General features: G+C 38.9%; 8 protein-coding genes. 5 read left to right on the top strand and 3 right to left on the bottom strand.

Annotation, left to right across the window (positions count from 1 at the left end; genetic code table 11):
• Positions 1 to 22 precede the first annotated feature (22 nt).
• Positions 23 to 3211, top strand: a complete 3189-nt coding sequence (gene recC / locus F0919_RS03990; RefSeq protein WP_150031418.1) for an exodeoxyribonuclease V subunit gamma — start codon at positions 23 to 25, stop codon at positions 3209 to 3211.
• A gap of 2 nt (positions 3212 to 3213) precedes the next feature.
• Positions 3214 to 6624: a UvrD-helicase domain-containing protein gene (locus tag F0919_RS03985; RefSeq protein WP_150031417.1), complete on the top strand. Its 3411-nt coding sequence runs from the start codon at positions 3214 to 3216 to the stop codon at positions 6622 to 6624.
• Here the strand turns inward: F0919_RS03985 and F0919_RS03980 are convergent.
• Both F0919_RS03980 and F0919_RS03975 read right to left on the bottom strand, forming a co-directional pair.
• On the bottom strand, positions 6621 to 7355 hold the full coding sequence (locus F0919_RS03980) for a hypothetical protein (RefSeq protein WP_150031416.1): 735 nt from the start codon (positions 7353 to 7355) through the stop codon (positions 6621 to 6623). The genes F0919_RS03985 and F0919_RS03980 overlap by 4 nt on opposite strands.
• An 18-nt stretch (positions 7356 to 7373) precedes the next feature.
• On the bottom strand, positions 7374 to 7916 hold the full coding sequence (locus F0919_RS03975) for an NADPH-dependent FMN reductase (RefSeq protein ID WP_150031415.1): 543 nt from the start codon (positions 7914 to 7916) through the stop codon (positions 7374 to 7376).
• A 201-nt stretch (positions 7917 to 8117) separates the two neighbouring features.
• Between F0919_RS03975 and F0919_RS03970 the strand changes: the two genes are divergently transcribed.
• The 3 genes from F0919_RS03970 to F0919_RS03960 all read left to right on the top strand — a co-directional run bounded on the left by F0919_RS03970 (position 8118) and on the right by F0919_RS03960 (position 11783).
• The gene (locus F0919_RS03970; protein WP_150031414.1) at positions 8118 to 9125 is read left to right on the top strand and encodes a sugar phosphate nucleotidyltransferase; all 1008 of its coding nucleotides are present in this window, start codon (positions 8118 to 8120) and stop codon (positions 9123 to 9125) included.
• A gap of 137 nt (positions 9126 to 9262) precedes the next feature.
• Positions 9263 to 10942, top strand: coding sequence for a tetratricopeptide repeat protein (locus tag F0919_RS03965; protein WP_190277250.1), 1680 nt, complete (start codon positions 9263 to 9265; stop codon positions 10940 to 10942).
• Positions 10935 to 11783, top strand: coding sequence for a DUF4292 domain-containing protein (locus F0919_RS03960; RefSeq protein ID WP_150031412.1), 849 nt, complete (start codon positions 10935 to 10937; stop codon positions 11781 to 11783). Before F0919_RS03965 ends, F0919_RS03960 begins: the two co-directional genes overlap by 8 nt.
• A 130-nt stretch (positions 11784 to 11913) precedes the next feature.
• Here F0919_RS03960 and F0919_RS03955 read toward each other — a convergent pair whose 3' ends face one another.
• Positions 11914 to 12657 (bottom strand): RNA methyltransferase, encoded by a 744-nt coding sequence (locus F0919_RS03955; RefSeq protein WP_150031411.1) that lies wholly within the window; start codon positions 12655 to 12657, stop codon positions 11914 to 11916.
• Positions 12658 to 12684 lie beyond the last annotated feature (27 nt).

Below are 12684 nucleotides of genomic sequence, written 5' to 3'. Positions count from 1 at the left end.
TTTTGAAAATGAATCTGATAAAATGTCAATAAAACTCAGTGTTTCCAATTCGCTTGAAAGTCTGGTTCAGGATTTGGGAAATAAAATAGGGGAAAATAAGGGCAACGTTTTTATTCCGGAATATATCGTCACGCAAACAGACGGGATGAATATCTGGATCAAGCAGCGTTTGGCCCAACAGTTAGGTATTATCGCCAATGTCGATTTTAAGAAGCCTAACGACCTTATTTTTAAGTTGTACATTTTATTAGACGGGCCTTTTTACACAACTATTTCAAGGGAGAATCTTGTATGGATTTTATATCGCCTTATGGGCGAGGCTGATTTTATAAAACGTTACCCTGTGCAGGCTGCATACTTTGATGTGGAAGGCCTGGAGCGCGATTTGAAACGGGTTGGCCTGGCAGAGAGAATGGCAGATTTATTCGATCAGTATCAGGTTTTCAGACCCGAAATGATCAAGGAATGGAATGTAGCAACATTAGATGATACGCAACTAAGCTGGCAGACATTTCTTTGGATAAAAACAAAGCAACTGGTGGAACAAAAAATGCCGGATAAAACGGTTGTCAGCGATTATATTTTTGAAAACCTTAAAAACCCGGATAAAGTTGCCAACCTGAAAAAAAGCCTTCCGCATATTTATCTTTTTGGGTTATCCATCCTTACACGTTATCACCTGGATGTTTTCACAGCATTGGCAGCGGTTATAGAAGTGCATTTTTATTTACTGAATCCGGCGCCGGATATTTACTGGCTGGATGATAAGAATGAAAAGGACGTTGTGCTGTGGCGCCAGAAAGGCATACCCGGTACAGAAAGCCAGATTCTGGGAAATCCTTTGCTCACGAGCTGGGGAAAAGTACTTCAGAATTCATTCAGGCTTTTGTTTAAAAATGAAGACCTGATCAATAACTACGATGTTATTGATCAGGCAGAACCCTTGCCGCAAAGCCTTTTGGGTAAACTGCAAAATGACGTTTTTAATAATGCGTTGGAAGACAGAAATATCATTACAACAGATGACATCGCAGATAAATCTATTGTAATCCAATCCTGTTATACCATTGCGCGCGAGGTAGATGCCTTGTATCAATACCTGGTTCATCTGGTGGATAAACAGGGCGCTGTGCTTTCGGCGCAGGATATTGTAGTAATGGTAAGCGATATCGATGCTTATGCGCCTTATATAAAAGCCGTTTTTGATAATACTTCTTATAAGTTCAAATATAAGATTGCAGATGTTTCCATAGCTGTCGGTGATAATATTGTTACGGCTTTACAGCAGATTCTTTTATTGAATGAAGATAATTTTACTGCTGAAAATGTAATGCAGCTTTTAGATGCAAGCTATATCCGTGAAAGGTTTCAGCTTAATGACATTGAATTGCTGAGAGAGCTGGTAAGAACCGCAAATATAAAATTCGGAACAGAAGGCAGGGTAGAAGATGAAACGTATCTGGTAAGCTGGGTATATGGATTGAAACGTATGATGTATGGTGTCTGCATGTCCGGTGGCGGAGCTTTTGAAAAAGACGGGGAAACATTTTATGTTTTGGATGTGCTGGAAGGGGCTGCATCTTTGGAGCTAATACGTTTTGTGCATTTTGTGGAAGTATTGATGGATAGCATTAAGGCAAGGCGGAAAGCCAGAACCATCAGTGTATGGAAAACTTATGTGGAGTTTGTGATACAGGACATTTTATGGCCTTCCGATGAAGAGTTTAATGAAGAATATGCGCTGGTATTAAACCAATTGAATATGGTCAATCAGTTGGAAGAGATTATGAAAGAACCGTTGCCTTTTGAGATATTCAAAAAGAATATTATTGAAACGTTGAGCAGCCAGAAGAATGAAAGCCTGTTCAATAATGGCGGTATCACTTTTTGTTCTTTCATTCCGATGCGTAGCATTCCGTTCAAAGTGGTGGCTATGCTTGGCATGGATCATGCCCATTTTCCAAGAAAAGAACAATCTTTCAGCTTTAACCTGATTCAGCAGAAGCATATGCTGGGCGATAGAAACATAAAGGACAATGACAAGCATTTGTTTCTCGAAACCTTGCTTTCGGCAAAAGAATATTTGTATATAAGTTACCTTGGGCGATCGTTAAAAGATAATGCACACCTTCCCGCTTCCGTATTGGTAGATGAATTACTGGATTATATACAATCAGGCATGGAGACTCGTGTTGATATCAGGGAACGCATGATTATTCAGCAACCTTTACATGAATTTAGCTATAAATATAATCAACGGGAGGATGGTTTATATCGCTATTCGGATAAAGAAACGGCAAGCCTGTCGGATGTTTTTGATACAAGTAAAGAAGTTTCAATTGATTTTTCAGAGATTGCATTTAAGGACATTGTAAGCTTTTACAAGCATTCCATCAAATCTTTTTATAACAAGCGTTTGGGTGTTTATTATGCTGAATCAAAGATGGTGTTGGATGAAACCGAAATTTTTGAACTGGATAATTTGCAGCAATGGAACCTGAAGCAAAATTTATTGTTTGCCAATGCCACAGAAGGCTTGAGAGATTCCTGGGTAAGACAGGGTCAGCTTCCGTTAAAACATATCGCCGATCTTAGTCTTGAAGAAATAACGGAACAAGTGGCTCCTTTCCGGACGCTTATTGAAGCTGAAGTTTCAAATCTTCCGGCTCAGTCCGTTCCTTTTACTATTCAATTAGGTGATAGCATCCTTTCAGGGAAACTGGATAATCTTTACGGAACGAAAGCTGTTTTTATCTCCACGACATCTGGCATACTGAAACCTTTGATAGAAGCATATTTGAATCTGTTGGCCGGTATTGCTACCGGAAATGTCTTTAGCGCAGTTTTTATTTATGGCAAGGAGAAACCTGAAATTATTTATCCTGATATCTCCATGTTGACAGAAGCGGAGGCAATAAACAAACTGGAATCATTGATTTCGTTATACAAAGCCGGATTGACAGAAATGCTTCCGTTTGTTGACGTGCTTTACAGAGCCATCAGGCCGGATAAAGATTATAGTGATTATCAGATACAATTACTTGTGCAGAATGCTATTGAAGATTTTACGGTACCCAATACCGATCCTTACATTGGCAATGCCTTTTCGCTTGGCTATTTTCAGCAGGAAGGGATATTGGAGAAATATTATACCGTATTTGAAGTGGCGATAAAACCTTTGTTTGATATATTTAAAGGCGCAAAATTTTAGGAATGGGATTGTTGGAAAATAACTTTGATGCTGGAACAATTGAGCTTACAGGAACAAACCTGATTGAGGCAAGCGCTGGCACAGGTAAGACCTATTCCATTGCCATACTTGCTTTACGGTTGGTTTTGGAGAAAGGTATTCCATTGCCTGAAATTTTAATGGTAACATTTACCAAGGCGGCAGTTGCAGAGTTACACGAACGGGTAAGGTTATTTCTAAAGCAGGCACAACAAAGCATACAAGGGATTTTAATTAAAGATGAAACGATTGTTGAGTTGGTTAAGAGAGCTGAAGAGCAATTCGGCGCCGATGTTGTAAAAAGAAGATTGCATGAAGCCAATTTATTGCTGGATGAGCTTTCTGTAATTACCATACATAGTTTTTGTCAGCAGACTTTAAGAGAGTTTGCCTTTGAAACCAATCAATTGTTTGGCGCTGAAATGGTTGCCGATATTGAAGATGTTCTGAATAATGAAGTCAATGAATTCTGGCGCAGGTATATTACTACGTTAGATGTTGAAATATTGGAGAATCTTGGCGTGCAAACGCTCAGGGCCGATTTAAAAGCCATTGTAAAAGAACACCTGGAAGGAAAACGGTATGCAGCTTATGATGAGGAAACCAACTATTCCGTCGCATCTTTAACAGTAGAAGGATTGCAGGCATTTCAAATTTCTTTGCAGGAAAGCTCTCTGGAACTCGAAGCTTCCCTACGTCAGGTCTTTGATGTACATAAGGAAGCTTTGACTGCAATTTGTAATGAATCTAAATCAACCGTAAAAAAGCGCTATATACCATGTCTGGATGACGCTATGGCCTTTATCAATCTGATATGGTCGGAGAAAGCTTCGAATAAACTTACGGAAGCATTTCCTGTGGCGTTTATGACCGAGATCGAAAAGGCTAAATTTGCTTTTGTAAGATTGAATGCGCAGCCGGATTTCTTTTTTAAAGAGCAACTGAATTGTTTTGCCATACAGGAGATTGGCGGCAAAGTTCATGACTATATGGTCAGGAATAACTTTCTGGGTTATAATGATCTTATCGGTAATCTGCACAAAGCCCTTACGGAGAAGCCGAACCCGGCATTGGTTACCGCTTTGCAGCATAAGTATAAGGCAGTATTTGTAGATGAGTTTCAGGATACCGACAGGGAACAATATGAAATTTTCAAAGCTGCTTTCTTTACGAATACCATCTTGTTTTTGATTGGCGATCCGAAGCAAAGTATTTATGCCTGGCGCAAAGCAGATATCCATACTTATTTTCAGGCAAGGAACGATGTGCAAAGGCGGTTTGATATGAACGTTAACTTTCGCTCTTCAACGCCTTTGATTGAAGCGATGAATGATTTCTTTCTGCCGTCAGACGACTTTGATACATTCAGTTTCCCTGATAAAGCGAATAGAATTTCTTATACAACAGTGCAGAGCCCGGAAGATAATAAGAAAGGCGTATTGCTTTATGATGAAGTTGTTGATTCACCTGTTTCTTTGTTTAGCACTGATAAAAAGGAAACAGCGATGTACGGCGTTGCACTACAGATTCAGGCTTTATTGACGGATGAAAAATATCTTATTGCAACCAACGGGCAGACAAGACGTATAAAACCTTCCGATATCGGTATTTTGGTAAGGAAGAATTCAGATAGCATAGGTGTGAAAAATTATCTTTCGCAAAAAGGCATTCCCGCTATTGTAATGGATGACAAAAGGATATTTGCCTCGCAGGAAGCTAAGGATTTGTTGTCGTTATTGGAAGCCATTTATGAGCCCACCTTTTCTTCCATAAACAAAGCATTGCTGAATAGCTTTACCGGATTTGTGATTGATGATATACTGAAACTGGATGAGGAGAAAATACTGGCATATTTTCAGGAGTATAAAAACATCTGGCAGTATAACGGCGTGTATCCTGCTCTGACACGCTTTCTGAAGGATTTTAATCTGCGCGAAAGATTAATGAATAATCATGCAGTTCAGGGTCAAAGGGTAATTTCCAATTTGATTCAATTAATGGAATTGCTGAATCAGTCTGTGCATGTAGGATCTTTAAATCAGGAGGAACTGATAATATGGTTTAAGCGCGGCGTTAATGGCATGCGCGTTTCGGGAGATGAATACCAAACCCGTATGGAGAGCGACGAAGAGGCCGTTAAAATTGTAACCATACATAAAAGTAAAGGTCTGGAGTATCCTGTCGTTTTCGCTCCGTTCCTCGATTTGAAGACTACTAATTCGAAGCATTTATTTCAGAAATTCAGGAATCCTGAAACAGGCGAATATATGGTGAGGGAAACCAGGCTAATGACGGATGAAGAAATATCTTGGAATGAAACGCAACTGGAGCAGGAGAACCGGCGGCTGATTTATGTTGCCGTTACAAGAGCGGTGTACAAGTGTTTTGTTTATACTATTAACAACGGGCATTATAAAAATTCAAGTCTGAAACCTTTTGTGGCAGCGCTTAAAATCCGGAAGTCTCCTCTAATTGAAATGGATGACATGCCCTTTCCGGAAGTTATGCCTTATCGTCCTGATGATATGGTTTATGAAAACAAGACTTTATATCCACAGCGGTTTTCTCTGACGCATCCCAATTGGTATAAGATGAGTTATACCGGTCTTTCTTTTTCAGGCAAGCATTTAAGAAAAGACAGGACAGATGAATTTGAAGATGATTACGACCGGTTTGTTTTCAATAAACTTAGATTTGGTGCAGCTTCCGGCAATTTATTGCATAAGATTTTAGAAGAAGTTGATTTTCAGAATACCGGATTCTGGGAGAATAGAATTGAACGCGCCCTTAAAGAATTTAATCCTAACAGATTGGAGGAGTTTGCTCCGTCTTTGTTTCAGTTGGTAGATAATGTTGTGAATGTACCTATCGCCTTTGGCAATTATGTTTTTTCACTGAATAAGGTACATCAGCATCGCAGGATTTCAGAGCTGGAATTTGATTTTCCTGTCGATGGCCTGCAGACTGGTTTGCTTTATGCTATTGTACATAAGGCTTATCCGATTTCTATCCGATCATTTGAGCAGGCTTCATTGGAAGGCATTATGAACGGTAAGGTCGATTTGTTTTTTGAGTATAACGGACGTTATTATATCCTTGACTGGAAATCCAATTACCTGGGATATAAACCTGAAGATTATAATGAGGAAAATGTAAAGGCCGCAATGGATGAACATAATTACCATCTGCAATACCTTATTTATACTGTTGCCGTAAAGAAATATTTATCAGCGCGTTTGCCTGATTTTGATTATGAAAAGCAGTTTGGCGGCGTTATTTATCTGTTTTTAAGAGGTATAAGAAAAGACAGCAGTAACGGCGTTTTTACCGCAAGGCCGGGATTAAAACTGATTGAGAAAATAGAGTCCTTGTTAAATAGCAATATTGTGCATTAGTAGAAAAATCGCTGTACAAAAACGATACAGGCGGCAAAGAGAATGCTTGCACCTATAGTAAACATATATGTTTGTTTTGTGGCTTTATATTCTGACATTAATCTTGCAGAGCCCAATCTGAATAATACAAGGCCAAAAAGTATTAGCGGTAATATCGTATTGTAAAATGAAAATGGTATAAAAGGATTTGAGATATATCTCAAGGATAATACAAGTAATTGTAAGCTGAATATGGTCCTGAACGTGAAATCAAATACAATTAAGATCCATCCCGTCTTTTCTCTCTTAAAAAAGAAAATACTCCCGGTTATTGCAAATGCAAATTGTGCAAGTATAGGTACCAGTTGCATTATTTCGTAATCTTCGGAATAGCCATTCAACCTTATTTGCAGAAGCTGAAACAGGTATAGGCAATTCATTGCAATATAGACGATAAGTATTGCCAGAATATGATTCCTGGTAATACTTTTATTCGATTTGTCAATATCATCTTCTTCCCAGATATCTATTGTTTTCTTTGCCGGAATCTCTTTCCTGCTTATTGTTTGATGCTCTTTTATTTTTAAAAACGCTACATCTTCCTCAAAAGATTTTGGATCTTTTTCCTTTCTGTTTTCTATAATTGTTTTGGCAGCCTCTATTGCATCCGGCTGATATTTTTCAGGCTGTTCCAGCATTTGCAACAACTCACTTGTCGGCCTGTCTTTGAATTTCTCCTTAAAGTCAAACATGGAAACAATTATTAATTTTTATCCGTGCAGTTTTTCAGCCAGCCACAAAAAGTTATTGCAGAAATCATCAATATTCTTCTGAAATTCAGGTGCAAGAAGATTTCCCTCCATGTCAAACTTTTTATCTGCTTGCGGAACAATGAGCATGCTTGGCGATGCAATGCCAAATAAAGCAGGTATTAGTTGCAATATCTGTTGAGATGCCCTTATGCCGCCCATCATGCCGTCAGAAGAGGTAATAACACCAAAGGCCTTTCTGTTTTGTTTTGGGAAATGGTCAAAGAGGTTTTTCATTGCAGGTGAGTAAGCGCCGTTATATTCCGGAGAAGAAATGATGAATGCGTTGGCTGCAAACATACGTTCCGCGATAGGTTTCAATTCCGGCGTAGCTTGTTCGGGGCTGCTCCAGACTTTTTGTATAAATGGAAAATGAACTTTGTTGAGTTCAATTATTCCGATATTGTGGTCGCTCATTTTCTTTAACTGCTGGTGCACATAATGCGCCACACGTGCATTCAGGCTTGGATTCCGCGGACTCCCGGCTATTATTTCTATATTCATATTTGTATCTTGTTTTTATGGATGTATTCGTATTAATTTATGATTATGGAATTACATGCGGCTTATTTCATAAAATCATTCGACAAAATGAAATAACTTTGCGCCTGTTTTTGCATTTTTGATAATAATTATTGAACAAGGAAATGCAGTTACAATAATAAAGTTTATTTCGCTGAAAACTAAATTAAGCAATAACGATATATGAATATTATTATCCCGATGGCAGGCATGGGCAAACGTATGCGCCCTCATACATTGACCACTGCAAAACCATTAATTCCCATTGCGGGAAAACCTGTTGTACAAAGGCTTGTAGAAGATATTATTGCAACAGCCAATGAAAAAGTAGAGGAGATTGCCTTTATCATTTCGCCTGCTTTTGGTGAAAAAGTAGAAAAGATGTTGGTAGATGTTGCTGCAAGCTTAGGCGCACAAGGCAAAATCTGCTATCAGAAAGAAGCTTTGGGCACAGGTCATGCAATTCTTTGCGCTGCCGACAGCTTAAAAGGAAATGTATTTGTGGCTTTTGCAGATACCCTTTTTAAGGCTGATTTTAAAATTCAGACCGAAAAAGACGCTATTATCTGGACGCAAAAAGTAGAAGACCCTTCTGCATTTGGTGTAGTAAAGTTAGATCCCGACGGGCGTATAACGGACTTTGTAGAGAAACCGGAAACGTTTGTTTCCGATCTTGCCATCATTGGTGTTTACTATTTCAAAGATGGTGAGAACCTTAAAAAAGAATTGCAATATCTTATTGATAATAACATTCTTGAAAAAGGTGAATATCAATTGACAACCGCAATGGAAAATATGAAGAATAAAGGCCTGGGCTTCTATTCTGATCAGGTGGAAGAATGGCTGGATTGTGGTAATAAAGATGCTACTGTATATACCAATCAACGTATTCTGGAAATAAAAAAGGATACTGAAACTTTAATGGCTGCTTCTGCAAAATTTGAAAATGCGACTATTATTGCTCCTTGCTTTATCGGTGAAAATGTTCAGATTAAGAATGCAGTAGTTGGCCCGCATGTTTCATTGGAAGCCGGTGTTATTGTCGAAAATTCATTGATTAGCAATAGCATTATTCAGGAGCAAACTACTGTTAAAAATGCAACTTTAACCAATTCAATGTTGGGAAAAAACGTAAATTACAGCGACAAGGCCAAAGAATTAAGTCTTGGTGATTTCTCTGTAGTATCATGATAGACCAATTTCGTTCAATTTTTTTATTTATAAAGAAGCCTGCTGGATTTTTTCAATCCGGCAGGTTTTTTATTTTAATTTTTACAACTATTTTTTTTGCTGCCTGCAATTCCGGTAAGAAACTTTCCAAACCCAATATGGAAGATAGTTTCAGCAAAATCATAAATGAAAAGGATGCTGTCAGAAGAGGCTATAAAACCGATGCGCTTTTCATGGATGCTGTCAATGCGAAAATGCAGGACGATAAGGAAGACGCTTTTCGGATTTTCAGCCAATTGGCAAGTATCAGTCCTGACAATGCCACTATTCACTATGAATTGTCGCGGTTATGGCTGGATCGCAACAATGTTGATTATTCCATAAAAGAAAGTAAGAAGGCGGTTCAACTGGATAGCAATAATAAATGGATCCAGATGCAGTATGCTGATTTGCTGGCCTACAGCGGAAGTTTTTCAGAAGCGGCATCCATTTATAAAAAGATAGCCTTAAAAGAAAGAAGCCCTGAAGAATATCTGATAAGGCAGGCCGCACTTTTGCAAAAAGCCAAAGAATACGATGAAGCGTTAAAGGTTTATGATCAGTTGGTTATTTATTTAGGGGAAGATGATGAAACGCTTTTATTGCAAAGAGAACAACTGTTTCTCAGTAAGAATGACATAGAAGGCGCGGCGAATGAAGTCAGGAAATTAATAAAGTTTTACCCCAATGATCCGCAATATGCCATTTTGCTCGCTGCAGTTTATGAAAACAACAATCTTAAAGACAAGGCGGCTGTAGCTTACGAAGAAATGAGCAGACGGTTTCCTGATGATGCTGAAGTTCAGACTGCCATTTTGAAGTATTGCCTGAGAAACAAAGACCTTAAGAGTGTAATGGCTCATCTGGAAGTAATCGTATTAAATCAGAAATTGTCGGCACAGGAAAGGACAGATATGTTATTGCCATTTGTTCAGAACCGGAACCTTGATACCAATATCCGTAAAGAGACGATGGAGCTGATACATAAATTTGCCTATCAGGAACCTCCGCAAAAAGAACCCGTTTTTCTGCTTGCTAATGTGATGGTGGCCGATGGCAATCTGGACGAAGCTTTGATAGAATACAAACGTATCCTCGCAATGGATTCAAGTTATTATGCTCCCTGGCAGCAGGTGATGTATATCTATTCTATAAAGTCGCAGCAGGACTCTGTAATCCACTATAGCAACAGGGCGGTAAATATTTTCCCCAAAGAATATATGTCTTATTATTTAGGTGGCCTTGCATACAATCAGAAAGGGGAAAACAGGCCGTCAATTCAATACCTGAACATGGCGCTTAAAAATGTTCCGGAGCGTAATGCAGCTGCGCAAGTAGATGTTTTGATTGCTTTGGGTGATGTTTATAATACGGTCAGTAATTTCCATAGTTCGGACAGCTGTTATGAAGCAGCATTAATTATTCAGCCTAATAATGCAACCGCTTTGAATAATTTTGGTTATTATCTTTCAGTGCGTGGTGAAAAATTGGATAAAGCCGAGAAAATGTCTGCAAAATCACTAAGGTTACGCCCGAACGAGGCTAATTTTTTAGACACTTATGGTTGGATATTGTACAGACAGGGCAAGTTCAGGGAAGCTAAAGATTATGTCTTAAAAGCCATTTCCATGACTTCGCCGGCGGAAGATGATACCTCTTTATGGGATCATCTGGGAGATATTGAATATAAATCAGGCGATAAGCAAAAGGCATTGGAATATTGGAACAAAGCAGCTTCGAAAGGGATGAAGTCTGCTGTTTTGGAACAGAAAATAAGAGAACAAAAATTACATGATTAAACTGAATTTTGAAATTTATAAAGAAAAGCAAATGTCGTTTCGCAAATTAAGTATAGCAGCCGGTATAATATTATTGATGGGGCTGCAGGCATGTCACACTACAAAGAATGCATTAGTTGCAGAAACCAAACCCAATGCCGATACAACTAAAAAAGAAGTATTGCATGCCGAGGATTTTCTGAATAAGAATATTTCATGGAATACCTTTAATGGTAAAGCAGGTATGCATTTTGAGAAAGGAGATAAAAATCAGGATCTCACCTGTAATCTCAAAATGAAAAAGGATAAAGAAATATGGGCTTCACTTATTGCGTTGGGCATATTGGAAGCAGCAAGGGCGAAAATTACCCCCGATAGCTTGCAGGCTATTTATAAAATCGGTAAAACTGCTTATGTTTTGTCCTATAAAGAAGGGCAGGAGCTTATAGGCGCCCAGGTTGAATTCCCGGTACTGCAACGTCTGTTTATCGGTAATCCGCTGATTAGCGCAGACGTAAAAGTCAGTAAATTTGAAGTGCTGGATACAACGGTTAAAATTACCCAGGTGCAGGACGATTTTACACAGGTATTGACCTACAATAAGAAAAACTCGACCCTGATGCAATTGCAGTTAACCTCTGCAGAGAAAGACTTTAATTGTAATATCAGTTACGGAAACTACAGCGCTATTACATTACAGCAACCCTTTGCATTTGAGCGTCACGTGATTATTAAGAACAAAGGACAGGAAATAAAACTGGATATGGATTTTTCCAAGGCTGAATTAGATGTGCCTGTTGAAACGAATTTTTCCATTCCTGCTTCCTATGAAAGGGCTTCCATTCCGAAGAAAAGTAAATAGAATTTATAATGGATAAATAAAACAGGAAGCAATTATTTTGCTTTCTGTTTTATGTTCCTCAAAGCCCTGAAAGGGCGAAACAGAACAGCAATGGGTGGAACCCATTGTATAGATAAAAGACACCCGAATTTTAAATACTCCCCGTTAGTTTTGCGCACAAAATACCTGTAGCTACGGCCACATTCAGTGATTCTGCTCCGCCAAAACCCGGTATCATCAACTGATGAGTCGCGGCATTTACAAGCTCAGGCGAAAGCCCTTTTGACTCATTACCCATTGCAATGGTTCCGTATTCCGGCTGTTGTAACCTGCGTATATCCTGCCCCTCAAGAACAGCAGCGTAAACCGGCCTTTGATTCTTAGCAAGAAAAGAAGGTACATCCATTTCGGCAATATTTACCCTTAATAAGCTGCCCATCGACGCCTGCACAACTTTTGGGTTATAAACCTCTACACAGTCGGGAGAACAGATAATATGGCGGATGCCAAACCAGTCGGCAGTCCTGATAATAGTACCCATATTGCCCGGGTCCTGTATCTTTTCGAGGTACAAAGCCCATTGTCCTACAGGTTGCTGAAATGCAAATGCAGCAGGCTTCTGAACTACCAGTACAACAGATTGTGCGGTTTGTAAAGCGGTTATTTTTTCTAATTCAAAAGGCAGGGTTTCTATTATTTCAGCCTCCGGATGCCGTTTGATAACCGAGTCGTTTTCTGCAAGCCAAGCTCCGGTAGCAGCTATCTGCAGGATATGCCCTTCAGATAACAACCATTCTTTAGCATTTTTATCACCTTCTACCAGATAGGCATTATACTCTTTTCTGTATTTTTGCCGCGTTAAGGATTGAATGAACTTAATCTGGGCTTTCGTCATCTTCTTTTTTTATTGCTGAATTTTTAT

The sequence above is a fragment of the Taibaiella lutea genome (assembly GCF_008629695.1).
Taxonomy (GTDB): domain Bacteria; phylum Bacteroidota; class Bacteroidia; order Chitinophagales; family Chitinophagaceae; genus Taibaiella; species Taibaiella lutea.
This window is presented reverse-complemented; position numbering and strand designations above follow the sequence as displayed.